This window comes from Sphingobium sp. EP60837 (assembly GCF_001658005.1).
Lineage (GTDB): Bacteria > Pseudomonadota > Alphaproteobacteria > Sphingomonadales > Sphingomonadaceae > Sphingobium > Sphingobium tyrosinilyticum.
Window position 1 is genome coordinate 849,366 of record NZ_CP015986.1, and the last position, 24,865, is coordinate 874,230.

Annotated in this window: 23 protein-coding genes; 6 read left to right on the top strand and 17 right to left on the bottom strand. The window is 63.6% G+C overall.

Going from position 1 to position 24,865, the window contains the following annotated elements; all coding sequences use genetic code 11:
* Positions 1-43 precede the first annotated feature (43 nt).
* Both EP837_RS04060 and EP837_RS04065 read right to left on the bottom strand, forming a co-directional pair.
* Positions 44-481, bottom strand: a complete 438-nt coding sequence (locus EP837_RS04060) for a DNA polymerase III subunit chi (protein WP_066524660.1) — start codon at positions 479-481, stop codon at positions 44-46.
* Positions 481-1,926, bottom strand: a complete 1,446-nt coding sequence (locus EP837_RS04065; protein ID WP_066524662.1) for a leucyl aminopeptidase — start codon at positions 1,924-1,926, stop codon at positions 481-483. Before EP837_RS04065 ends, EP837_RS04060 begins: the two co-directional genes overlap by 1 nt.
* A gap of 222 nt (positions 1,927-2,148) precedes the next feature.
* Between EP837_RS04065 and EP837_RS04070 the strand changes: the two genes are divergently transcribed.
* The 4 genes from EP837_RS04070 (at position 2,149) to rsmA (ending at position 7,700) form a co-directional block, all read left to right on the top strand.
* Positions 2,149-4,383: an LPS-assembly protein LptD gene (locus tag EP837_RS04070; protein WP_066524664.1), complete on the top strand. Its 2,235-nt coding sequence runs from the start codon at positions 2,149-2,151 to the stop codon at positions 4,381-4,383.
* Positions 4,384-4,470: 87 nt separating this feature from the next.
* A complete protein-coding gene (locus EP837_RS04075) occupies positions 4,471-5,856 on the top strand; it encodes a peptidylprolyl isomerase (protein ID WP_066524666.1) in 1,386 nt (461 codons plus the stop codon).
* A complete protein-coding gene (pdxA, locus tag EP837_RS04080) occupies positions 5,834-6,871 on the top strand; it encodes a 4-hydroxythreonine-4-phosphate dehydrogenase PdxA (RefSeq protein ID WP_066524669.1) in 1,038 nt (345 codons plus the stop codon). The genes EP837_RS04075 and pdxA overlap by 23 nt, the downstream gene beginning before the upstream one ends.
* A complete protein-coding gene (gene rsmA / locus EP837_RS04085; protein WP_066524670.1) occupies positions 6,861-7,700 on the top strand; it encodes a 16S rRNA (adenine(1518)-N(6)/adenine(1519)-N(6))-dimethyltransferase RsmA in 840 nt (279 codons plus the stop codon). The genes pdxA and rsmA overlap by 11 nt, the downstream gene beginning before the upstream one ends.
* Positions 7,701-7,801: 101 nt before the next feature.
* Here the strand turns inward: rsmA and EP837_RS04090 are convergent, their stop codons facing one another.
* The 9 genes from EP837_RS04090 to ptsP form a co-directional block, all read right to left on the bottom strand.
* On the bottom strand, positions 7,802-8,320 hold the full coding sequence (locus EP837_RS04090; RefSeq protein WP_066528649.1) for a tetratricopeptide repeat protein: 519 nt from the start codon (positions 8,318-8,320) through the stop codon (positions 7,802-7,804).
* Between the two features lie 77 nt (positions 8,321-8,397).
* On the bottom strand, positions 8,398-9,573 hold the full coding sequence (locus EP837_RS04095; protein ID WP_066524672.1) for an RsmB/NOP family class I SAM-dependent RNA methyltransferase: 1,176 nt from the start codon (positions 9,571-9,573) through the stop codon (positions 8,398-8,400).
* 111 nt (positions 9,574-9,684) lie between these two features.
* Positions 9,685-11,142 (bottom strand): IMP dehydrogenase, encoded by a 1,458-nt coding sequence (gene guaB, locus EP837_RS04100; protein WP_066524674.1) that lies wholly within the window; start codon positions 11,140-11,142, stop codon positions 9,685-9,687.
* Between the two features lie 295 nt (positions 11,143-11,437).
* The gene (ftsH, locus tag EP837_RS04105) at positions 11,438-13,387 is read right to left on the bottom strand and encodes an ATP-dependent zinc metalloprotease FtsH (RefSeq protein WP_066528657.1); all 1,950 of its coding nucleotides are present in this window, start codon (positions 13,385-13,387) and stop codon (positions 11,438-11,440) included.
* Positions 13,388-13,462: 75 nt separating this feature from the next.
* On the bottom strand, positions 13,463-13,654 hold the full coding sequence (locus tag EP837_RS04110) for a hypothetical protein (RefSeq protein WP_066524676.1): 192 nt from the start codon (positions 13,652-13,654) through the stop codon (positions 13,463-13,465).
* 143 nt (positions 13,655-13,797) lie between these two features.
* A complete protein-coding gene (tilS, locus tag EP837_RS04115; protein WP_066524678.1) occupies positions 13,798-14,745 on the bottom strand; it encodes a tRNA lysidine(34) synthetase TilS in 948 nt (315 codons plus the stop codon).
* Between the two features lie 6 nt (positions 14,746-14,751).
* On the bottom strand, positions 14,752-15,663 hold the full coding sequence (locus tag EP837_RS04120; RefSeq protein ID WP_066528660.1) for a tetratricopeptide repeat protein: 912 nt from the start codon (positions 15,661-15,663) through the stop codon (positions 14,752-14,754).
* 135 nt (positions 15,664-15,798) lie between these two features.
* Positions 15,799-16,710 carry a helix-turn-helix domain-containing protein gene (locus tag EP837_RS04125; RefSeq protein ID WP_066524680.1) on the bottom strand — a complete coding sequence of 304 codons (912 nt, stop codon included), beginning with the start codon at positions 16,708-16,710 and terminating at the stop codon, positions 15,799-15,801.
* A gap of 90 nt (positions 16,711-16,800) precedes the next feature.
* On the bottom strand, positions 16,801-19,074 hold the full coding sequence (gene ptsP / locus EP837_RS04130; protein WP_066524682.1) for a phosphoenolpyruvate--protein phosphotransferase: 2,274 nt from the start codon (positions 19,072-19,074) through the stop codon (positions 16,801-16,803).
* Positions 19,075-19,247: 173 nt separating this feature from the next.
* Here ptsP and EP837_RS04135 point away from each other — a divergent pair, with 173 nt between their 5' ends.
* A complete protein-coding gene (locus EP837_RS04135; protein WP_066524684.1) occupies positions 19,248-20,414 on the top strand; it encodes a pyridoxal phosphate-dependent aminotransferase in 1,167 nt (388 codons plus the stop codon).
* 45 nt (positions 20,415-20,459) lie between these two features.
* On the opposite strand, the gene EP837_RS04140 is transcribed toward EP837_RS04135, so the two are convergent.
* Genes EP837_RS04140 through EP837_RS04160 form a run of 5 tightly spaced genes read right to left on the bottom strand, consistent with a single transcriptional unit; the run spans position 20,460 to position 23,080 of the window.
* A complete protein-coding gene (locus EP837_RS04140) occupies positions 20,460-20,927 on the bottom strand; it encodes an SRPBCC domain-containing protein (RefSeq protein ID WP_066524685.1) in 468 nt (155 codons plus the stop codon).
* Entirely contained in the window at positions 20,924-21,415 is a 492-nt protein-coding gene (locus tag EP837_RS04145; protein ID WP_066524686.1) for a VOC family protein, read from the bottom strand. The genes EP837_RS04140 and EP837_RS04145 overlap by 4 nt, the downstream gene beginning before the upstream one ends.
* Before the next feature lie 17 nt (positions 21,416-21,432).
* Positions 21,433-22,230, bottom strand: coding sequence for a VOC family protein (locus tag EP837_RS04150; protein WP_066524687.1), 798 nt, complete (start codon positions 22,228-22,230; stop codon positions 21,433-21,435).
* 13 nt (positions 22,231-22,243) lie between these two features.
* Entirely contained in the window at positions 22,244-22,606 is a 363-nt protein-coding gene (locus EP837_RS04155; RefSeq protein WP_066524689.1) for a DUF1428 domain-containing protein, read from the bottom strand.
* A gap of 39 nt (positions 22,607-22,645) precedes the next feature.
* The gene (locus EP837_RS04160) at positions 22,646-23,080 is read right to left on the bottom strand and encodes a VOC family protein (RefSeq protein ID WP_066524690.1); all 435 of its coding nucleotides are present in this window, start codon (positions 23,078-23,080) and stop codon (positions 22,646-22,648) included.
* 137 nt (positions 23,081-23,217) lie between these two features.
* Here EP837_RS04160 and EP837_RS04165 point away from each other — a divergent pair, with 137 nt between their 5' ends.
* Positions 23,218-23,886 carry a winged helix-turn-helix transcriptional regulator gene (locus EP837_RS04165; protein ID WP_066524691.1) on the top strand — a complete coding sequence of 223 codons (669 nt, stop codon included), beginning with the start codon at positions 23,218-23,220 and terminating at the stop codon, positions 23,884-23,886.
* A 94-nt stretch (positions 23,887-23,980) separates the two neighbouring features.
* Here the strand turns inward: EP837_RS04165 and EP837_RS04170 are convergent, their stop codons facing one another.
* Positions 23,981-24,862: a hypothetical protein gene (locus EP837_RS04170; RefSeq protein ID WP_443019124.1), complete on the bottom strand. Its 882-nt coding sequence runs from the start codon at positions 24,860-24,862 to the stop codon at positions 23,981-23,983.
* Positions 24,863-24,865: the final 3 nt, after the last annotated feature.

The window sequence follows — 24,865 nt, forward strand, 5'->3', positions numbered from 1 at the left end:
GCGCTGTCCCGCACTGCAAGGGGGCGCGGACAGGTGGAGGCACTTACGGCCCCTGCACCCATTTGCCCTGCTCTTGCCGCCAAAAGCGGGAAGTGACGCCGTCGCGCTTCGAAAGTGAGCGCCAGCTTTCGCGCGCCCCGTCAATGGTGACCGCGTCGAAGAAGTAGAAGGCTCGGTCGAAATCCAGCGCTTCCTCACGCCAGAGGCCATCGGCCAGCGCTATATGTCGGGCGCCATTTGCAGGCACGCAATCCTGCGCCAGCAGCACGGGTTGGAGGGAGTCCTTCCCCTCCCCCGCACGACCATGGGCGATGAAACTCTCCGGCGGCCCGGCCCATAGTCCCGTGGAAATACGCCCCAGCTGCGCCTCATCCTGCGCCACCACCAATAGCCGCTCCCCTAGCCCCAGGATGCGCGCGGCAATGGCGGGCAGCACCTGATCGACGGGATCGCGGCTCAGCTGGTAGAAATCGACTTGCATCAGCGCTCGAACTTGTCGCTCACGAGCCGGTCGATGAGGCGGACGCCATAGCCGGTCGCGCCCTTGTCCCAGGTCGCGCCGGGCTTGTCGGCCCAGACCATTCCCGCAATGTCGAGATGCGCCCATTTGACGCCTTCATCGACGAAGCGCTTGATGAACTGCGCCGCGGTGATCGATCCGGCGTAGCGCGCGCCCATATTCTTCATGTCGGCGATCGGGCTGTCGATCAGCTTGTTATAGGCGTCGGACAGCGGGAAGCGCCACAGTTGGTCCCCGCTCGCCTTGCCTGCGGCGATCAGATCCTCGGCCAGCCCATCGTCATTGGCGAAGATGCCCGCATATTGATCGCCCAACGCGACAATCATAGCGCCGGTCAGCGTTGCAAGATCAATGATAACCTCCGGCGCATAGGTCTTCTGCGCCCAGGTGATGACATCGCACAGCACCAGGCGGCCTTCGGCATCAGTATTGATGACCTCGATCGTCTGACCCGACATGGATGTGACGATGTCGCCCGGCCGCTGCGCGTTGCCGTCGGGCATATTTTCCACCAAGCCGCAGATGCCCACGACGCGCGCCTTCGCCTTGCGGCCCGCAAACGCCTTCATTGCGCCCGCGACCGCACCCGCGCCGCCCATGTCCCACTTCATGTCTTCCATGCCCGCGCCAGGCTTCAGGGAAATGCCGCCCGTATCGAAGGTCACACCCTTCCCGACGAAGACGATGGGCTTGCTTTCCGCTCCGCCGGTGCCGTCCCATTCCATCGCCAGCAGGCGCGGCTCACGCACCGATCCCTGCGCCACGCCGAGCAGCGCGCCCATACCGAGTTCGGCCATCGCCGCCTTGTCGAGAACGGTGATCTTGACGCCCATCTGTTCAAGATGGCGGCAGCGTTCGACGAAGCTCTCCGGATACAAGATGTTCGCGGGCTCTGACACCAGCTCGCGCGTAAAGGCGACGCCTTCGGCCACGGCGGCCAGCCGCTGCCATTCCGCTTCTGCGCCGTTGGCGACCAGGCTGATCTTGGTGAGCGTCGGCTTCGCCTTTTCCGGCTGCCGGGTACGGTAGGTATCGATCCGCCAAGCGCGCAGCAGAGCACCGAAAGCGAAATGCGCCGCCTTCTCGCCGCTTGCCCCGCCAAAAAATTCTACTGCCGCATGGGTAGCGCCGCTCGTCAGCAGGCGGGCCGTCAGCGCAGCGCCCGCGCGCTCCATATCCGTGTCGGCGCCTGCGCCCGTGCCGACCAGCACCACGCGCAGCACCTTGCCGCCCTCCTCCGCGAAGCTCTCAAAGCTCGCCCCTGCCTCGCCCGTGAATCGCGCCGCCACCGCGCCCGCCGCCAAAGTCGCCGCCGCCGCGACCGGCAGGGCGTCGAAACCGCCCTTGGGCACGGCAAAGACCAGGGTGTCGGCGTCTGGACGCACCGGGCTGAACGCGATTTCCATCGAGGGTCCTTCTTCTTTTCTGATCGTCGAGCGCAAGGAACGCGCCAAGTCAGATAATGTCGCTTGCTCCATCTGGCAAAGCCGTTCGACCGATTTCCGGCAAAAGAAGCGTGACGAAAGATTGCGGCGCAGGCAAAGCAATGCGATAGGCGGGCAACGAAGCGCCCCCGAAGAGGCACGATCCCCTTGCAGATTTTCACCCGTTCCGCGCATCTGAAACATATGCTTGCCGCTGGCGTGGCGCTCGTCTGTATGGGCGCAATGCCCTATGCGGCGGCGCAGGATCTGCAGCAGCCACCGGCCCCTGTCAGCACGCCCGACGCCCCCGTTCCCGCCAGCGACGAGCAGATCGGCTTTGCCGCCGACAGCTTGGAATATGACAGCAACACGGAAATCGTAACGGCCAGCGGCAACGTCCAGTTGCTGCGGCAGGGCAACCGCCTGCGCGCGGACAAGGTGGTCTGGAACCGCACGACCGGACAGGTCGAAGCGCGCGGCAATGTCTCTGCGACCGATCCCGAAGGCAATATCGCCTATGGCGACCGTTTCCAGGTTACCGACACGCTGAAGGACGGCACTGTCGAGAATATGCTGCTGGTGCTGCAGTCCGGCGGTCGGCTGGCGGCGGCCCAGGGCGTGCGCGTGAACGGCGTGTATACGCTCCACAAGGCGGCCTATACCGGCTGCAAGGTGGAGGACAGCCACGGCTGTCCCAAGGAGCCGACCTGGCAGATCAAGGCGGTGAAGGTCGTCTATGATCCGGTCGCCGCTCGGGTCAAATATCGCAACGCCAATATCGAACTGTTCGGCCTGCCGCTGATCCCGCTGCCGGGCTTTTCCCATCCGGTGGGCGATACCGGGGGCTCCGGTTTGCTGGTGCCCAATCTCCGGTACGACCGCACCAACGGGCTGGAAGTAGCGCTTCCCTATTATCTGAAGCTCGCCCCCAACCGCGATCTGACGATTACGCCGCACATCTATTCCGAAACGCTGCCGATGCTGGAGGCGAACTTCCGCCATCGTTGGGATCGCGGCGCCTACCAGATCACCGGCTACGCAACCCATGCCAGCCGGTCGGCGGCCAGCAGCACCTTGCCCGGATCGACCACGCCTGCGGGAACGGAAAAAGACTTTCGCGGCTATATCGACGCCAGCGGCGGCATGCAGCTGACGCCGGAATGGAGCATCAACGGATCGATCCGCGTCGCCAGCGACCGCACCTTCCTGCGCCGCTACGACATCAGCCGCGATGACCGGCTGCGGTCGACCCTGGGGGCGCAGCGGATCGGCGAGAACAGCTACTTCTCCATCGCCGGCTGGGCGGTGCAGACGTTGCGCAGCGGCGACCCGCAAGGCCAGACCCCGATCGCCCTTCCCGTCATCGATTATCGTCTCCGTCTGCTCGACCCTTTGCTGGGCGGCCGTATCCAACTGCAAGCCAACAGCCTGGCCATCACCCGCACCGATGGGCAGGATACGCAGCGCGCCTTTGCCGCGTTCGAATGGAACCTGCGCAAGCTGACAGGCATGGGCCAGGAGGTGAACTTCACCACCTATCTGCGCGGCGACGTTTATCACAGCAGCGACAATCTGCTGAACAACATCCCCCGCTATGCTGGTGATCCGGGCTGGAAGGCGCGCGGCATCGCGGCGGCGGCGATGGATGTCCGCTGGCCCTTCATCGGCGAGGCGTTCGGTGGCGTGCAGCGTATCGCCCCGCGCGTTCAGATCGTCGCAGCGCCTCGGCTCGCCAACCTGTCCGTACCCAATGAGGACGCGCGCGCGATCGATCTGGAGGACAGCAACCTCTTCGCCCTCAATCGTTTCGCGGGCTATGACCGGTTCGAGGATTCAAGCCGCATCACCTACGGCCTGGAATATAACCTCTCACTGCCCGGCTTCTCGCTCGACACGGTGGTCGGGCAAAGCTATCGGCTCGACAATCGCGAAAGCATCCTGCCCGACGGCACCGGATTATCGGACCGCATGTCCGATATCGTCGGCCGTACAACCGTGCGCTACAAGGATTTCATCAGCCTCATTCACCGCTTCCGTCTCGACAAGGATGGCCTGTCCGTGCGGCGCAATGAGGTTGATGCCACCATCGGCAGTCGCAAAACCTATGCAATGGTGGGCTATCTGCGTCTGAACCGCAACGCCGCGACCGGCTTGGAGGATCTTCAGGACCGCGAGGAACTGCGGCTGGGCGGCCGCGTCCAGTTTGCCCGCTTCTGGTCCGTCTTCGGCTCGACTGTTGTCGATTTGACCGATGGGAAGGAAGATCCGCTGAGCGTTGCCGACGGCTATGAACCCGTCCGTCACCGGCTTGGCGTCGCCTATGAGGATGACTGCCTGACGCTGGGCCTCACCTGGCGGCGCGACTATCTGGCGGCCGGCGACGCGCGAAAGGGCAACAGCTTCCAACTACGGCTGGCTTTTCGGAATATCGGCATATAAGGATCAGCCTTCCCGCCCTTCCGCTCAGGACCGGTTAAGGCGGATCGGCGCATCAGCGCCGGACCGTATTGGAGAGTTTTGCCGACGATGCAGCCTGTCGTTTCCCCGTCTTACCGCCTTGGCCAGTCCTTCCGGACCAGCGTGCGCGCCCTGCTTCTGTCCTCGATCCTGCTCGGGTCCAGCGTCAATCATGTCGCGGCCCAGACCGTCGGCGACGATGACAAGGTCGCGACGCAGCAGCTCAATCTGCCGAAGGACGTGACCATCTTTGGCAAGAGTGATCCTAATGTTCGCAAGGCGACAGCGATCGTCAACGGCCGCATCATCACCGGCACCGATGTCGATCAGCGCCTCGCGCTTATCATCACCGCCAATGGCGGCAAGGTGTCGGCGGAGGAAAAGGAGCGGCTGCGCGTCCAGGTGCTGCGCAACCTAATCGACGAAACGCTGCAGATTCAGGAGGCCGCCGCCCACGACATCAAAGTCGACAAGGCGGAGATCGACCAGAGCTATGAGCGCGTCGCGGCGAATTTCCGCCAATCCCCCGCGCAATTCGACCAATATCTGCGTACGCAGGGCAGCGCGCCCGCCAGCATCCGGCGGCAGATCGAAGGCGAGCTGGCCTGGAGCCGCCTGCTCCGCCGCAACATCCAACCCTTCGTCAATGTGTCCGCCGACGAAGTGAAGTCGGTCGTCGATCGCATGAACGCTGCCAAGGGTAGCGACGAATATCGCATCGGCGAAATCTACCTGTCGGCCACCCCTGAAAATCAGGCGCAGATTGTCACCAACGCCCGCAATATCATCGAGCAGATCAAGCAGGGCGGCAGCTTCGCGGCCTACGCACGGCAATTCTCCGAAGCATCGACCGCAGCGGTGGGCGGTGACCTTGGCTGGGTTCGCCCAGGCCAGTTGCCCGATGAGCTGGCCAAGGCGGCGACCGAGATGCAGGTTGGCCAGATTGCTGGCCCCATACCGGTTCCGGGCGGCGTCTCGCTCATCTATGTCATGGACAAGCGCAAAGTGCTGACGGCCGATCCGCGTGACGCGCTGCTCAGCCTCAAGCAGCTGTCGATCAGCTTCCCTGCCGGCACTACGAAGGAACAGGCAAGCAGCCGGGCGGCGGCCTTCGCTGCGCAGACCAAGTCGATTAAGGGATGCGGCCAGGCCAATGAACTGGGCGGCAAGGTCGGCGCTGATGTAGTCGATAATGACAATGTGAAGGTGCGCGACCTTCCCCCTCAGTTGCAGGACATCCTGCTGGGCCTGCAGGTCGGGCAGGCCACGCCGCCATTCGGGTCGATCAATGATGGCGTGCGCGTACTGGTCGTTTGCGGCCGTGACGAGGCGAGCGGAGCAGCCGCGCCTAATGCCGAGCAGATCATGGCGCAGTTGGAGGAAGAGAGAGTCAACAAACGTGCGCGCATCTACCTGCGCGATCTTCGTCGCGATGCCGTCATCGACTATAACTGATCCCGCCTCGGCTCGTCCGGAGCTGGCACCTTTCGCGGTGCCGCTCGGCGACCCGGCGGGAATCGGACCTGAAATCGTCGCGAAAAGTTGGGTTATGCGCGAAGCGCGCGGACTGCCCGTTTTCTTCGCCGTTGGGGATGCGGCATCGCTGCGCCGCGTCTGGCAAGGGCCCGTCGCGCCCATCGCTACGCCTGAAGAAGCGGCAGAGCTTTTCGACACCGCCCTGCCCTGCCTTCAAGTCGCCGATGCTGGCGAGATCGTGCCGGGAACGCCAAGCATCGATGGCGCGCGCACCGCCTTCCAGGCACTGGAAGCTGCCGTGGGCCTGGCGCGGACAGGATCGGCGGCAGGGATCGTGACAGCCCCTGTCGGCAAGGAACAGCTATATGGCGTCGGCTTCACCCACCCCGGCCAGACGGAGTTCGTGGCGGAACGCTGCGGCGTAGCGCCGCATAATGCCGTGATGATGCTCGCCGGCCCGACGCTGAAAGTCGTGCCGGTCACCATTCACATTCCGCTTGCCGAGGTGCCGTCCGTTTTGACGATCGACCTCATCCGGGCGCGAGCAATCACCACGGTGAAGGGGCTGCAACGCAATTTCGGCGTGGCCCGCCCGCGCATCGTCGTCGCGGGGCTCAACCCCCACGCAGGAGAAGGCGGGGCGCTGGGCCGCGAGGAAATAGAGATTATCGGGCCCGCGATCGAATCGCTGCGCGAGGAAGGCATGGACATTGTCGGCCCCCTGTCCGCCGATGGACTGTTCCATACCCGCGCGCGCGAAACCTACGATGCGGTGCTGTGCATGTATCATGATCAAGCGCTGATCCCCTTGAAGACGCTGCATTTCGATGAGGGCGTCAACATCACGCTCGGCCTGCCGATCGTCCGCACCTCACCCGATCATGGCACGGCCTTCGGCATTGCCGGGACCGACAGCGCCAATCCCGGCGCGATGATGGGGGCCCTCAAGATGGCGGCGGAAGCAGCCCGGTCGCGGCTCACCTATGGGAACTGAAGCACGGCCGATCTTGCCACCGCTACGTGAAGTCATCGCCGCGCACGGTCTGCAGGCGAGCAAGGCGTTGGGACAGAACTTCCTGTTGGACGAGCAACTGCTCGACCGCATCGCCGCCATTCCCGGATCGCTCAAGGATCAGCCCGCCTTCGAAGTCGGTCCCGGCCCCGGCGGCCTGACTCGCGCGATCCTGCGAGCGGGCGCGCGGCTGGTCGCCGTTGAACGGGACAATCGCTGCCTTCCCGCGCTCGCCGAGTTGTCCGATGCCTTTCCAGGGCAGCTGCGCGTCATATCCGGCGACGCCATGCAGGTGGATGCGCGTGCGGAGGCAGGCGAGAAGGCCCATATCATCGCCAATCTGCCCTATAATGTTGGGACGGCGCTACTGATCGGCTGGCTTTCGGCGGATTGGGAACCGCTACCCTGGTGGTCGTCCCTCACCCTCATGTTCCAGATGGAGGTAGCCGAGCGTATCGTCGCAAAGCCTAACGGCGACCATTATGGCCGCCTGGCCGTCCTGTCCCAATGGCGCAGCGACGCCCGCATCGCGATGAAGGTTCACCGCAGCGCCTTCACCCCGCCGCCCAAGGTCATGTCGGCCGTAGTCCACATAACGCCCAAGCCAGCACCCGAAGCTGTGCAGCTCAAGCATCTCGAACGCCTCACCGCAGCCGCCTTCGGTCAACGCCGTAAGATGCTGCGGCAAAGCCTGAAGGGTCTGCCGGGCGCTCTTGATGCGCTTGAGACCGTCGGCATCGATCCGCAACGACGCGCGGAAACGGTCAGTGTGGAAGAGTTCGTCGAACTCGCGCGGGTGATCGGGCGGTAGCAGCCCGAATCCTTCCTTTATGCGCACGGATTGGAAACAAGTTCTCCAGCCCTTTCCGCTCCATGGCCTACCCAAAAACAGGCCGGATAATGCAGAAAAACTTAGGGCGTCTCAGTCACCGGAACCTTCGGCACCGCCACGCCTTCCTTCGCGCTCAGCACCGTCGCAGGCGGGCCCTTCTCGATCGCTGCAGCCAGCTTGCCCACGGCAGCACAGTCCGACTTGCAGGCATTCCGAGCCTGGACAAGATTCTCCTTCGCCTTCGCGATAGCGCCCTTTTCCACCATCGCTTCACCCTGGCCGACCAATGCGCCCACATCGGACGGATCGAGCAGCAGCGCCTCGCGATAGAGGCGGATCGCCTTGCCCTGCAGCCCCTGTGCGCGCGCGACTTCGGCGAGTTCGACATAAGCTGTGCGGTTGCGCGGATCGACCGCCAGAGCGGTCTCCAGCGCGTCGTTTGCTCCTTCGAAATTGCCAGCCTTGCGCGCAGCCACGCCGGCATGCTGCCATTCGATCGACAGGGGTGAAATCTGCGTGTCGGGCCGCTGTGTCAGCCCGACGCTGGACACGGTGGTCAAAAGGGCGGCCAGGGCGATCGAAGCAGGGGTAAAGCGCATGCACAACTCCAGCCATGTTTCAGGCGTTGATTCTGCCCAACTGTCGTCATTTTGGCTGGGCTTGTCCATCGCCTCTTTCATGCCATGCGCCGCAGCCGCGCGAAATAGAAACCGTCTGTCGCATCATGACCCGGCGTCAGCAGCCGCCCACCGCCATGATCGCGGCCCTGCTCGATCCGGATCTGCTCGGCTTCCCATCCATGATGCCGATCAAGGAAGCCGCGCACCTGCCCCGCCCCCTCCCGGTCCGTCAGCGCACAGGTCGCGTAGATCAGCGCACCACCCGGCGCGAGGAGCGGCGCGGCGAAATCCAAAATCCGCGCCTGTTCCTGCACCAGCCGATCAAGCCGGGCAGGCGTCAACCGCCAACGCGCCTCGGGATTGCGCCGCCATGTGCCAGTGCCCGAGCAAGGCGCATCGACCAACACGACATCCGCCCGCCCGTTGAGGCTTTCCAGCGCACCCGCCTCATGCCCCTGATCAAGCAGCAGCGTTTCGATGAACGTCGCCCCCGCCCGCTCTGCACGCGGCGCAAGGCGGGCGAGCCGCGATCGGATCGTGTCAGCCGCAATCAGCGTCCCCTCGCCCGCCAACGCCGCGGCAAGCGCCAGCGTCTTGCCGCCTGCACCAGCGCACAGGTCGATGACGGTCATGCCGGGTTCTACTGCGCAAGCGGCGGAGATCAGCTGACTCCCGGCATCCTGCACCTCAATCAACCCCTGCTTCCACGCATCGCTCTGCTCGACAGGCCAGCCTTCAGACAGGCGCAGTCCATCCAGCAGTCCATCGATCGCGACAGCGTCGGGGAACAAGGGCGCAACCTTGTCCGGCGTGGCCTTCAGCCGGTTTACACGCAGATCGACGGGCGCCCGGCCCAGCAGTTCCTGTTGTTCGACCGGATTGGCGAGGAGCGGCGCAAGCCATGCAGGCACGGCTCCGCCAGCAGCCCCCGGCTCCTCCGGCGCAATGGGCGCAGGCCCATGGGGCGATCCATCGAACAATACAGCGATCTCAGTCCGCTCACGCGCAAGGCCGATCATCGCCGCGCGACCGCTCTCCGGACGCTCCGCCGTGCGGCGCACCGCATCATAGACATGATCGCGCACCGCTCGCCGGTCGCGCGATCCGGCGTAGCGTCGTTCCTTGAAGTAGCGCGCTATCAGCGTGTCTGCCGCCGGCCCGCCATCCCGTGCCGAAGCGATGATGGCGTCCAGCAGCTCGACCGCAGCCTGGACGCGAGCGGATGGCGTCATGGCGCGAAAAGCCCCTCCCCTTCAGGGGAGGGGACGCGCCTCAAGCGCGGCGCCCAGCCTTGATCCCCCGGCCCAACCCCGCCGCTGAAAGGAAGGGGCTTAAGGAAGAGATTAACGCGTCGGATAATTGGGAGCCTCTCGCGTAATCGTCACGTCATGCACATGGCTCTCCGAAAGCCCTGCATTGGTGATCTGGACGAAGCGCGCGCGTTCCTGAAGATCCTTGATCGTGCGGCTGCCGGTATAACCCATCGCCGCCTTCACGCCGCCGACCAACTGATGAATGACATCCTTCGCCGGTCCCTTAAACGGCACCTGGCCCTCAATGCCTTCGGGCACCAGCTTCATCTGGTCCTTGATATCCGCCTGGAAATAGCGGTCCGCCGAGCCACGCGCCATCGCGCCGACGCTGCCCATGCCGCGATAGCTCTTATAGGCGCGGCCCTGGTAGAGGAAGGTTTCGCCCGGCGCCTCGGCCGTGCCCGCCAGCAGCGATCCGACCATGACGCAGCCAGCACCGGCCGCCAGCGCCTTCGCCACGTCGCCGGAGGTGCGCAGGCCACCGTCCGCGATGACTGGAACGCCCTGCTTCGCGGCTTCATTGGCAGCATCCATGACGGCGGTAAGCTGCGGCACGCCCACGCCTGCCACCACGCGGGTGGTGCAGATAGAACCAGGTCCGATGCCGACCTTTACGCAATCCGCCCCAGCGTCGATCAACGCCTTGGTGGCCTCTGCAGTGGCGACATTACCCGCCACCACCTGGACATGGTTGGACAGGCGCTTCACCGCCTCGACAGCGACGGCGACCTGCTTGCTGTGACCATGCGCCGTGTCGATGACGATCAGGTCGCATTCGGCATCGATCAGCGCTTCGCTCCGCTCCAGCCCCTTGTCGCCCACGGTCGTCGCCGCCGCGACGCGCAGGCGGCCGGAGCCGTCCTTCGTCGCCTGCGGATAAGTGACCGCCTTCTCGATATCCTTGACGGTGATCAGGCCGACGCAATGATAATCATCGTCCACCACCAACAGCTTCTCGATACGGCGCTGGTGCAGGAGCCGCCTCGCCTCCTCCTGACCCACGCCCGCCTTGACGGTGGCCAGATTGTCCTTGGTCATCAGCTCGCTGACCGGCTGAGCCGGATTTTCGGCGAAGCGTACGTCGCGATGGGTGAGGATTCCGACCAGCTTGCCCGAATCCTCGACCACCGGAATGCCGCTGATCCTGTGGCGGTCCATCAGCATCTGCGCGTCTGCCAACGTGGCGCGAGGCGTAATGGTGATCGGGTTCACCACCATGCCGCTTTCGAACCGCTTGACCGCCCGGACCGCCGCTGCCTGCTCCTCGATCGAAAGGTTGCGGTGAAGCACGCCGATGCCGCCGAGCTGCGCCATGACAATCGCCATGTCCGCTTCCGTTACCGTATCCATTGCGGACGACAGGACCGGAATGTTGAGCTTGATCTGCTTGGTTACAAAAGTGCTGGTGTCCGCCTGGCTGGGCAGCACATCGGATTCGCCGGGCTGCAACAGCACGTCGTCAAAGGTGAGGCCGAGGCGGATATCCATGTGAAAGCCACTTTCTGCTGCGCGTGTCGGCGAGGACCGCTGGGGATTCGTGGCGGCCCATGTAACCATTAACCAGCGAAACGGCCAGACCCTTGGGGGCATTTTGTTGGCAAGGTGCGGATCAGCGAGAAGCTAACGCCTGCAACCCACCTCCGTTCGTGCTGAGCCTGTCGAAGCCCGCGGCCAAAGGTCGAGACGTCTCGTGCCCTTCCGCAGACTCGGGGCAAAGCGGGGTAGAGCGTAAACTCACTGAAAAAGGGCGGAACCTCCCGGCTCCGCCCTCTGTCTCGTCCTATCAGATCCCTGCAGGCGAAGGTTCCCCAAACGGCCCCTTGCGCTTGCGCGTCTTGGGAATTGAGGAGCCCGCCGCCGGGATCACCGACGGCTTGATCGTCGTCCCGTCGTCGCGAGTAATTTCGCCCTTATCGAGCAGCGTCTTGATCTCTTCACCGCTCAGCGTCTCATATTCGAGCATCGCGTTGGCGAGCAGGTGCAGCTGATCCTCATGACCTTTAAGGATTTCCTGAGCCCGCGTATAACCCTGCTCGACCAGGCCGCGAATTTCCTTGTCGATCAGCTTCGCCGTCTCGTCCGACATGTGGACGCGCTGGCTCTGCGAATAGCCGAGGAAGGTTTCGCCCTGCTGCTCTTCATATTGCAGCGGACCCAGCTTGTCGGACATGCCCCATTGCGTGACCATGTCGCGCGCCAGCTTGGTGGCATATTGGATATCGCCCGAAGCGCCCGAGGACACCTTATCATATCCGAAGATGATCTCTTCGGCGACGCGCCCGCCCATGGCGACGGCCATGTTCGCATGCATCTTGTCACGGTGATAGCTGTAGCTGTCCCGCTCGGGCAGGCGCATCACCATACCCAGCGCACGGCCGCGCGGGATGATCGTCGCCTTGTGGATTGGGTCGGACGCCGGTTCATGGACCGCAACGATGGCATGGCCCGCCTCATGATAAGCGGTCATCTTTTTCTCATCGTCGGTCATGACCATCGAGCGGCGCTCGCTGCCCATCATGACCTTGTCCTTGGCCGCCTCAAACTCGTCCATGGCGACCAGACGCTTGCCCCGCCGCGCCGCCATCAGCGCCGCTTCGTTGACGAGGTTGGCGAGATCAGCGCCCGAGAAACCAGGCGTGCCCCGCGCGATGGTGCGCGGATTGACGTCGGGCGCCAGTGGCACCTTCTTCATATGCACCGCCAGGATCTTCTCGCGGCCCTCGATGTCAGGGCGCGGCACCACGACCTGGCGGTCGAACCGGCCCGGACGCAACAGCGCGGGGTCCAGCACGTCGGGGCGGTTGGTCGCCGCGACGATGATGATGCCCTCATTCGCCTCGAAACCGTCCATCTCAACCAGCAGCTGGTTCAGCGTCTGCTCGCGCTCGTCATTGCCATTGCCCAGGCCCGCGCCGCGATGCCGGCCGACCGCGTCGATTTCGTCGATGAAGACGATGCAGGGCGCGTTCTTCTTGGCCTGTTCGAACATGTCGCGCACGCGGCTCGCGCCGACGCCGACGAACATTTCGACGAAGTCGGAGCCGGAAATGGTGAAGAAGGGCACGCCCGCCTCCCCCGCGATCGCGCGGGCGAGCAGCGTCTTGCCGGTGCCGGGCGAGCCGACCAGCAGCGCGCCCTTGGGAATCTTGCCGCCCAGACGCGCGAACTTCGTCGGGTCCTTCAGGAACTCGACGATTTCCTGCAGTTCCTCGCGCGCTTCGTCGATGCCGGCGACGTCATCGAACGTAACCTTGCCATGCTTTTCGGTAAGCAGCTTGGCCTTGGACTTGCCAAAGCCCATCGCGCCGCCCGCGCCGCCACCCTTCTGCATCTGGCGCAGCACGAAGAAGGCGATGCCCAGGATCAGCAGGAAAGGAAGCGACTGATAGATAAGGATCATCCAGAAGCTGGGCTGTTCCTCGGTCTGGCCGGAATATTTGACATTATAATCGTCGAGCAGGCCAGTCAGGCCCGGATCATTGACAGGCACGGTGTTAAACCGCTGCCCGCTGCTCAGTGTGCCGCTGATCTTGTCGGGAGCGATAGCGACGTCCTTAACCTGCCCTTCCTGCACCTTCGAGCGGAATTCGGAATAGGCAATGCCGGTGCCCGCCTGCGAAGCGGTCCGGCTGTCGAACATGGAGACGAAGAGTAACAGGGCGATAATGACCCCCGCCCAAATCATCGCGCTCTTGATCCAGGGATTACCCTGCGGGTCCTTCTCGTCGTTCATCATCACTCTCTTTCACCGGGCAAGATAGGATGCCCCGGCGAAATCGCAAGTTGGGGCGGTCACACCGCCGGTCGTTCACCCGCCAGCGAACTGCGACAAGGCGATATAGGCCAGGATCACCGCGACGCCCGCTGACATGCCGCAAAGCAGATAACCGGCATAAAGAAGCATCGGCGGATGCGGCTTGGCCAGTTTCCGGTTACGTTGCGCTGCCGAAAGGATGATGCTGGCGAGCACACCATAAGTCAGTGCCGCGAATTCGAACATAACTCACTTTCTGTGGATAGAGGGCAGGCTCAATAAGCATGCAGGCTATTAAGGAAAGGTCATTGCGCTGCAACATTTCGACGGGACGAGGGTAACACGCGCCGACCCGTGGAACCTTTCCGTAACGATCTCGAAGGGGGGTGTCAGCGTCGCGGTGGCGCCAAGCTTACGGTCCATTCGCTTCCCCCCCTGAGCAAGGCCGTACCGATGCTAGCCTGTCTTCCCTGCAAAGCAGCGGCGATCGCGCGGTCCAGCGCTTCCCCGCGCGGTGCCTCGGTTCCCACCCTGGCCAGCATCCGTAGCAGCAGCCGCCTGAGAAGTTCACGCGGCAAATCCGTACGATTCAGCGCCCAAGTCGCCCCTTCCCCACGCACATGCTGCTCCTCCAAGGCACTCACGCTCCAATCCAGCGCCTCTTCGCACTCCGCCAGCGCCGCTGCGCTTCGCACCGCCGACTGCGAGTCGATCCAATCGACCGCAGCAAGGTTTTGGCGAATCACCGCGCGATCAAACCGGGGATCGCTGTTGGAAGGATCGTTCATAAAGGGTAGCTGCCGTAGCCGCGCATAGTCCAACAACTGCGCCCGCCGCACCCCAAGCAAAGGACGCAAGATGTGCCCCTGCCGCGCCCGGATCCCGGCTAACCCATTGACGCCGGCCCCGCGATTCAGCCGCATCAGCATGGTTTCCAACTGATCGTCGGCATGATGCGCGGTGAAGATCCAGTCGATGCCTTGCTCGGCGCGCCATTCCTCCAAAGCTGCATAGCGCTGGCTCCGTGCCCATTGCTGGACATTGCCGGCCAAAGGCTCCGCGGGGTGCAGCACCTCATGTACGATGCCCTGATCGCGGCACCATTCCGCCACCATCGCCGCTTCGTCCGCAGAAGCGCTCCGCAGCCCATGATCGACCGTTGCCGCCTTCACCCGCCCTGGAAAGACACGAGCGGCGAGGTCCAGCAAAGCCATGCTGTCCGGACCACCGGACACCGCGACACCGAAACGCAGCGCATCACCCTCGCCCGCCAGCGCCTGAACGCTCTGCGCCAGCAGGGTCTCCAGACCAGCCTCAACCGATGGCGGCCGGGCCATGCCGCCCTAGCTGCACTTCGCCTTGGCGCGGCCCTTGTCCATCATGCCCCGCTGGCTGGCCGACAAGCTCGCGCCATAGACCTGCTCCAGCTCTGCATAGACCTTGCACGCATCGGCGGGCTTCTTCAGTTGGATCAGCGCTTCGCCGAGCCAGGCAAGGCTGTCGGCCGCGCGGTCGCCTTTGGGCCGCTTCTGATAATTTTCATAGAAGGTGACCGACGCGAGCGCAGGCTTGCCGTCGTCGAGATAGGCGCGGCCAAGTAGGTTCGCGGCGCGGCTTGCAACCGAGGCGGTCCCATATTTGTCAACGGTCGCCTTTAACTGGCTCTGCGCTTCAGGATAGAATTTGGCGTCCCAAAGCCGGTAGCCATAGCTGTAGGCATCAGCGGCCGCATCGCCGGTGGATGGGCGCTCGACCGCCGCGACCGCCGCTTTACGTGCCTCGCTAGCCGCGCCATTGGTGCCGGGGGTAGGCTTTGGAGGAGTAGCAGCCGGATCGGCGGCTGGCGCGCTTGGCCGCACAGGAGGCGGAGCAACGACCTCAGCGCGGCTCTGCTGTTCGGCCTTATATTTGTTGAACGCTTCTTCCAGCTGCCGGATCTTGAAGCTGTTTTCCTCGACCTGTCCGGTCATGGAGGCAAGCTGCGATTCCAGCGCTCCGACGCGTGCGGTCAAGTCGGCAATAGGGGAGGAGGACGGCGTGCCTGGCGGCGGGGCGGACGTCGCTGGGCGATTGATCTCCGCTTCCAGGGGCGCGCCTGCCGGGAACACCTTGCGCTGCACCGCGCGCATTTCCTTTTCCAGCCGGTCCACGCGCACGTCCAGCGCTACATTCTGCGCCGCAGCAGACGGCGCGAGCGCAACCAGCCCCGGCGCCCCCAGCAACAGGGCGGTCGTCGCAAATAAGGCGTAACGCATGATGATCCCCGACTTGAACATTTCCCCGGACAATGCGGCCACACATGACCGCACCTCTTCTCTTTAACCATAAGGCGATAATCGCCGCCGTAAAGCGCGACGTGCGGCGGCTCAAGGCCGTGCGGGATGCCACACTTACTCTGTGGCGGGCGGCGACCCCGGTGCAGGCGCGGCGGCAGGGACGGCAGGGGCAACGCTTCCGGTCACCGGCTGCGCGGGATGCGTTTGCGCCGCCGACGGCGTGGTCGGCGACACAGCGGCGGGCGCTGCGCGAGCCAATAGCGCCGCTGCGGAGACGGGCACATCGGAAATCGTGCGATCGGGCGCGCCCAGCGGGGCGACCGGCTTGCCGCCGACCGAGACAGTCAGTGCTTGCGGCCGTCCGGTCAGGATCATCGGGTTGCGCGCGTTCGCAGGCAGGGTGAAGCTCTCACCCTTTTTCATGAGGCCGTCTTTCAGACGCTCGCCCGCCTCATCATAGATGCGCAGCCAGACATCGTCATTAGCGGTAAACACCACCGTCTGCACCACCGGCGCAGCAGCACGAACACCTGCGGCGGGCTTGGGCGCAGCGGCAGGCTTGGCCTGGTGGGCGGCGATTTCCTGCCCGGTGGGCGGCGTCAAAAATTGCGTGCGCCAGATTGTGAAGCCCGCCACCAGGATGATGACGATCGCCGCCGCCGTCCAGGCCAGCACGCGCGAAGGCACCCGCGCCGGATCGGCTGGCTCAAAGCTTTCGTAGCGATTGGCGCCCAGTTGCGATCCATGCACGGCGTTACGAACGTCGGCTGCAATCTCAACCTCGTCCAGACCGACCGCCCGCGCATAGGCACGCGCAAAGCCCACCGCATAGGGAATGCCCGGCAAGGCGGAATAATCGTCACGCTCTATCGCTTCCAGTTGACGCTGTGCGATGCGGGTGCGGGTCGCCACATCCTGCATCGACAGGCCCTGCGCCTCACGCCCGGCGCGCAGTTTCGCGCCGGGGGTGCTGGACTGCACATCCGGCACTGCTGCGCCGGTTTCCAGTTCGGGTTGTTCTGCCATGCTGCTCCGCGATCTTATAAGCCGGTCTTGTCTCATTCCGGCACAGGGATTGTCAACGCCGCCGCGGCGGCTCGCTCCCCATTTCCCCGTTCAATTCAGTTCGATGGCCCGCTCATTGGCCCAACCCGTCAGCGCGCCCCGCACATCGACGACGCCATCGTCGAGTAGCCCCCGCATCAATGCCTGCAATTCGGCTGCGTCGATGGCGCGGATCATCGCCTTGACGGGTCCAACGGACGCGGGCGTGATCGACAACCGCCGCACGCCCAGGCCCACCAGCGCCATCGCCTCCAGCGTCCGTCCGCCCATTTCGCCGCACACGCCGACCGGCACTTGATAGGCCTCGCAAGTCCGCACCACCCGATCGAGGAAGCGCAATATCGCGATGCTCAGCCAATCATAGCGCTCCGCCAGTCTCGGATGCGCCCGGTCGGCGGCAAAAAGGAACTGCGTCAGGTCATTGGTGCCGATCGACAGAAAATCCAGTTTCGGCAGCAGGATATCCAACACCTCGGCCAGTGCAGGCACCTCCAGCATCGCGCCATAACGGACCCCCGAGGGGACCTTCTTGCGCTGGGACAGCAGCCATTCGCGCTGATGCTCGACCAGTGCGCGCGCCTGCTCATATTCCCAGGGTTCCGACACCATCGGAAACATGATGTTGAGTATCTTGCCCGCCGAAGCTTCCAGCAGTGCCCGCGCCTGCGCCTTCATCAGGCCATCGCGATCCAGAGCCAGGCGCAACGCACGCCAACCCATCGCCGGATTATCCTCCAGCTCATCATCGTCACGCTGCATATAGGGCAGGGCCTTGTCGCCGCCGATGTCGACGGTGCGGAAGATGACCGGCCGATCCCCCGCCGCGTCCAGCACATCCTTGTAAAGCCGCTGCTGCTTCTCCCGCTGCGGCAGGGTGGCGGAAACGAGGAACTGGAACTCGGTGCGAAACAGCCCGATACCATCCGCACCCACCAGGTCGAGCGCCTGCGCATCTTCCCGCAAACCCGCATTGACCATCAACTCGATGCGCTGCCCGTCGGCCGTCACCGAAGGCAGGTCGCGCATCGCGGCAAATTCCGCGCGGCGCTTTTGCGTCACATGCAGCTTGTTCTCGAACGCCTCGTCCATGTCGGGCGTCGGGCGGATAAGCAGAGTATTGGATGTCACGTCCATCAGGATGAGGTCGCCCTCATTCACCTGATGGCGGATTTCGCGCACGCGGCCCAGCACAGGCACGCCCATGGCGCGCGCGACGATGGTGACATGGGCCGTCAGCGACCCTTCCTCCAGGATCACGCCCTTCAGCCGCCGGCGATCATATTCCAGCAGTTCGGCAGGCCCCAGGTTGCGAGCGATCAGGATCGCGTCCTGCCGCAGCCCAAGCTGCGCCGCCGTGCCAAGCTGGCCCGACACGATGCGCAGCAGCCGGTTCGCCAGATCCTCCAGATCGTGCATCCGATCCTGCAACAGAGCATCGTCGATCTGCCGCATCCGCATCCGCGTGCGCTGCTGCACCCGCTCGATCGCGGCTTCTGCGGTCAGGCCGCTGTCGATCGCCTCGTTGATGCGCCGGATCCAGCCTTCGTCATAGGCGAACATCTTGTAGGTTTCGAGAACCTCCTGATGCTCGCCCTCGGTGCCGAACTCGGCCGTGCCGGTCATGCGGTCGATCTGCTCGCGCATCTTGGTGAAGGCGGAAATGACGCGCTGCCGTTCGGCCTCCGTATCCTCCGCGACCGTATGTTCGACATGGACGCGCGGCTGATGGAAGACGGCATGGCCACGCGCCATGCCCATCACCAGCTGCAGGCCGCCCAGCATGATCGTGCCGGTATCCTGCACGCGTGAATCCGCCGGGCCATCGTCGGCCAGCTCGGCATTGGCGATCAGTTCAGACAGGACCATGGCCACCGTCTGCAACGCCTCAATCTCGACCTCTTCATAGCGGCGCGGCTCCACATGCTGCACGCACAAGACGCCGATCGCCCGCTCGCGCCGTACGATCGGCACGCCCGCAAAACTGTGGAACAGTTCCTCGCCCGTTTCCGGCCGATAGCTATAATCAGGATGCGCCGCCGCCTCGTCCAGGTTCAGCGTCTCCACATTGGTGGCGATCAGGCCGACAAGCCCCTCTCCCATCGCCATGCGGGTGACATGCACGGCTTCCTGCTTCAGGCCGCGGGTCGCGAACAGTTCCAGCACGCCCTCGCGCACCAGATAGATGGAGCATACTTCGCTGGAGAGCGCCTGGCCGATAATATCGACCACCTTGTTCAGCTTCGCCTGCGCGCTCGTTCGCGCGGCCATCACCTCCTGCAAACTGGTCAGGATTTGGCGGGCGGCGGCGGCGGGCGTCGTGGACATATACCAGCGCTAACAGATCGCAGGGCTCCTTTCCAAGGGGAAGTCAGGGTTAATCAGAGCCGAAATCCATCAAAATGATCAAAAAACGCCAGGACACATTGTGGAAATGGAGCGGCGCTTCGTCTCCCCCATCGGAAATACATGCGGTTGGATGAAACAAGGGGACAGACGAAATGACCTTGATGTTGGAAAAGGACGCTCGCGAAGACCTGCTCGATCGCGGATATTCGCGCCGTAACCTCGGCAAGATCGCCGCCCTGCTGGGCGCAGGCGCCGCTGTGAATTCGATGCTGCTTCAGCCCGCCTTCGCGCAGCAGCAGGCGGCGCGCGGGATCAAGGGCGCGGTTCGGATCGGATCGAACGAATGTTGGGCAGGCCCCTTCCCCTCGGGCGTGGAAGCCGCCGCGCATGCCGCCTCCTTCGGCAACTGGTATGATCCCGACAATTATAAGGGCGACCTCATCTCTACCGTCGCCAAGGTCGAAGGTATTCCGGACTCGCACGTCATGCTGTGGCCAGGGTCCGGCGGCCCGCTGGTCAGCATCGTCGCGGCCTATTGCTCGCCGACCAAGGGACTGGTCACGGCCGACCCAACCTTCGAATCCGCTTGGCGTACTGCCGATTACATGAAAGCGCCAATCGCCAAGGCCGCCCAGCCCGTCGGCAAGGGCAGCGACGTCAAGGCGATGCTCGCCGCCAATCCCAATGCGGGCCTCTATTATGTCTGCACGCCCAACAATCCGACCGGCACGATCACGCCGCTATCCGACATCAAATGGCTGCTCGACAACAAGCCGGCCGATGCGATGCTGCTGGTCGATGAAGCCTACATCCACTTCTCCGAAGCGCCCAGCGCCGTCAGCCTGATGGCCGGGCGCAAGGACATCATCGTCATGCGCACCTTCTCGAAGCTGTTCGGCATGGCGGGCATGCGCCTCGGCCTCACCTTCGCCGATCCTGAGGTGCAGAAGCGTATCATGCTGTTCGGCCCCAGCGCGGGCGGCCTGTCGATCACGGCCATGGCCTGCGGCAATGCCGTCTATACCGAGGCGGGACTCATCAAGGCACGCCGTGACGAATGCGCCGCCAACCGGGCCGAAACCATCGCCTGGCTCACCAAGAAGGGCATCCCCGTTCAGCCTGGTAGCCAAGCCAATATGTTCATGATGGACTGGAAAAAGCCCGCCAAGGACATGCAGACCGCTCTGCTCGGCACCCCGGAAAAGGTTCAGATCGGCCGCGCCTGGCCCATCTGGCCGACCGTATCGCGCGTCACGGTCGGCTCGTCCGACGACATGGCCAAGTTCCGCGCAGCCGTGGAGAAGGTCATCAAGGCATAAGCCAACAAATCCTCCCCATCGCCGGATGGGGAGGATTACCCTCCTTCAAGCCGTAGCCGCTGAAGTCTCGCACAATTCCTTGAACTGCGCCGCCATCTGATCCCAGCCCGGATGAAACCCCATCTCCTCATGGCGCTTCATCCCCTCGGCATCCCAATGCCGGGCCGTCGCGGTAAAGCGCGTGCCCTCCCCCTCATCGGCGAAGCTCCACAGATGAGTCATGAACGGCGTCTGCGGCACCCAGCCAGCGGCATAGGCATCGGTCGAAACCACCCGCTCGCCCGGCACCACCTCCAGGATGATGCCTTCCATCGGCCCGGTATCTTCGCCATCGGGACCAAACATGCGCACAGCACTACGGCCACCGGGGCGCAAATCCTCTTCAATGACTTCCGCGCGCCAGGGCTTTGGGCAGAACCACTGGTCCTTCAGGTCCGTCCAGACCTTCCACGCAATCTCGCGCGGGGCGTCGATGTGACAACTGACCGACAGCTCAAACTCTGCGCCGCTCATCGCGTTTCTCCCTTAAAGGCCGCCTTCATCCTGGCGGTATCCAGCTTCTGCATGGTCATCATCTCCGCCATCATCCGCTGGATGCCGGGTCCATCGCCGGTCTTGTAAAGGTCCATGATGTCCTGCGTCACCAATTGCCAGGACAGGCCATATTTATCCTTCAGCCAGCCGCACGGCCCCGGCGAACCGCCCTCGGCGGTAAGGGCGTCGAAATAGCGATCGATCTCCGCCTGATCCTTGCAGGCGACGGAGAGCGAAACCGCCTCGGTAAAGCGGAATTCCGGCCCACCGTTCAACGCCTGATAGCTGTCGCCGAACAGGGTGAATTCGACCATCAGCACATCACCGCCTTTAAAGGGGGCCGGAACAGGCGGGTTCTCCGGATAACGGCTGATGAAATCCACCGATCCGCCAAAGACCGATACATAGAAGCGCGCAGCTTCCTCGGCCTGCCCATTATACCACAGGCAGGGTGAAATCCTGGACATGAGGCCTTCTCCTACGTTCAGCCGTTGCGCATGCCGACCAGCGCGAACATCGCGCCTTGCGGATCGCTACCCTGAATGATCCAGGCGCCGCCTGGCACTTCCATCGGCCCGTTCAGCACGGTGCCGCCGCCCGCCTTCACTCTCTCGACCGCCTCATCGATGTCAGGCACGACGAAGTAGAAAAGCCACAGCGGCATGGGCATTTCCGTGGGCCGCGCCATCATGCCGCCCGCCATCTCGTTGAACTCGGTCGCGCCGGACATGGAGAAAAGCTGATAGCTGCCCATCGGCCCCATATCCATCGCCTCGCCCTTCCCCCAGCCGAACTGCGACGTGTAGAAGGCGAGGTCCTTGTCGAAGTCGCCGCTATACAATTCGTGCCAGCCCACATGGCCATTCGCCATGGGCGGGGCAGCCTGCATCTCGCCTGGGCCTTCGCCCTTCAGCAGCATGAAGATCGCGCCGCCCGGATCGCCCATCACCGCAAAGCGCCCCACGCCAGGAATATCTTCCGGCGCGCGCTTCACGCTGCCTCCGGCCTCGGTCAGCCGTTTGGCATCGGCATCCACATCGGCCGAACCGATATAGCCGCCCCACCAGGGCCGCATGCCATGATCCTTGAGCGGAGCCGGGATCGCCATGATGCCGCCCATCTCTCCCGCGCTGGCGGAAATCACATGATAGGTGTCGCCCTGCAGATCCTCGCCAAATGGCTCCGTGGTCCAGCCGACAACGTCGCTATAAAAGCGGATCGCGCCCTCCGGGTCGCTGGTCATCAGTTCATACCAAAAGAATTTGCCGTTCAGATCGGTCATCGTCCGTCTCCTGTCAGGCCCGCTCGTCGAGCAACACCTCAAAGCCGCCGTAGATAAGCCGCGCGCCGGAAAAGGGCATGTCCTCGCCCTCCTTGGGCTGCATACGAGGATCTTTCATGACCTTCTCCGCGCCTGCATCGCGCGTTTCCTTGTCAGGCCATTCTACCCAGGAGAAGACGACATCCTCATCGTCCTCCGCGATGACGGCGGTGCGGAAGTCGTTGACCTTGCCGGGCTTGATGTCGTTCGCCCAGCATTCGACGACCCTCAGCGCGCCATGTTCAAGGAAGATAGGGGCGGCATAGGCCGCGACCTCCTTGTATCTCTGCTTGTTGCCCTTGGGCACGGGGATTACGAAACCGTCCATATAGGCCATCGTCTCTCTCCTCTTGGACCAGATCTAATCGTGCCAGAGTCAGGCGGCCGCCTCCTCGTGCGCCGCCATGGCCGCATCCATGTCCATCCATGACACTTCCCAAATATGGCCATCCAGATCGGCGAAGCTGCGGCCGTACATGAAGCCATAATCCTGTCGCGGATTGGGCTCGGTTCCACCTGCGGCCAACGCCTTTTCCGCGGTGGCATCCACGTCCCCCCGGCTTACCTCGCTTAGCGCCAGCAGGACCTGCGCGGTTTCATGCGCATCGGGAATCTTGCGCGGCGTGAAGCTCGCGAAACGCTCATGCGTCATGATCATCACATGAATCGTGTCGGAAAAACTGACCATCTGCGTACTGTCATCCGCAAACTCATTATTCCTGACCGCGCCCACCGCTTCATAGAAGCCGATCGACGCAGCCAAATCCTTCACCGGCAGATTGATGAAAATCATCTTCGGAGCGTCTGGCATCACATATCTCCTTAGGATTTTGGGCGGGCAGCGCTTCGAACAAAGGTGGCGGAGCGACTCACCGGCTTGATCTTTCTGCACCTCTAACTTATCTTATGCAACATCAAAGTTAGAAAATATAACCAAGGACTCGGGACGTGAAGAAGCGGGCATATCAGGACGGCTGCGCCGTCGCCCATGCGCTGGACCTGATCGGCGATCGGTGGGCGATGCCCATCATGCGGGAATTGATGCTGGGGCCCAAGCGCTTCACTGATTTGCGCGCCAGCCTGCCCGGAATCAGCGCCAATGTGCTAACGCAGAGACTGGAGGAGTTGGAGGCCGCCAGCGTCCTCGTCCGCCGCCGCCTGCCGCCGCCCGCGGCCAGCCAAATCTACGAGCTGACCGACTGGGGCCGCGAGTCGGAAATACTGTTCCAAGTCCTTGGCCGCTGGGCCTGCCGCTCACCCACGATGCAGCCGGGCATGCCCATGAGCAACGTGTCGGTCGTCCTCTCGATGCGCACCATGATCGATCGCGGCCGCATTGGCGATCTCGACGCCACCATCGGTTTCCGCTTCGGCGAAGAGGAGTTCCGCGCGTTCCTGAAGGATGGCGACTTCACCATCGACCGGGGCCCCGCCGAAGGGGCGGACGCGATCATAAGCGGCGACCAGAACGCCTTGGTAGCGGTGGTCTATGGCGGCCAACAATTTGACGACATGGGTTCCGCTCTACAGGTCGAAGGCGACTGCGCCCTAGCCGAACGCTTTGTGAGCCTCTTCCCCCTGCCCCCCAAGGCCCCATCAACCTACGTTGCCACCTAACGCACCCGCCTCCCCTCGGGCTGAGCCTGTCGCAGCGCCTTTTCTTCGAACGGTTGAGCGGCCCCATTTGGCGGCCGTTTGCCCCCCAAACGCGCTACTTCGCCGGCTTCGTCAGCGGAAATGTCGGCACAATCACACGGGTCGTCGGCGGCACCAGCGGCGCGCCGCTCCCCTCTTGCGGCCTTGGAATCGATGCAACGCTGGGCGGCGGCACAAACCCTGCGCCTAGTTCCTTGGGCGGCGTGGGCGGAGGCGGCAGCGGCGTCGGAGACACCACTACGGTCACCGTCCCGCCAAAGCGCGACTGCCATTCGGCCAACCGCCGCAGATAATCGGCATAGGCTTCGTAAAATTCCTGGAACGGCTTCTCCAGGGCAGTCAGCGCCTCGGGCGCATAGGCCAGCAACTGATTGGACGGCATCGCCAGGATCTTCGCGCCCACTTCGATCGCGACGGGGCAGAAGCTCTTCGTCACCGGCGGCAGCGAGAAGAAATTATAGACGACCGTATTCAGCAGCTCCCGCGATTGCAGCCCGCCGCTGCCATAAGCCGCCGTATAGTTGCGGTCCACGGCCGCATTGGCCTCCCGCAGCACCGCCTGATGCACATGCAATATCTGATTATATTGCAGTCGCGCCGGTTCGTTCACGCCATGACAGGAAAGCGCCGCCACGTTCAGCGCCATCCGCACATGCCAGAGTGCCGTGTTAGCCGTCACGCCGCGATTGGGGGTCAGATATGAGCCGCTAGCATCGACATCAGGAATGCTCATGCCTTCTACCGCGCCCATGGGCGGTAAGGGCTTGATCGTCCGCACAAGCGGCGGCGGCGGCGTGGGTGGAGCCTTTTTAGGTGTCGAACAACCAGCGACCAGCGCCAATGTGGTCAAGCAAGCAAGCTGCCATGAACGGCGATAAGCGGCACGCGACAGCAACTTCAAGTCCCTCTGCGATGAGTATCGGTCAGGAAAACTCATGGC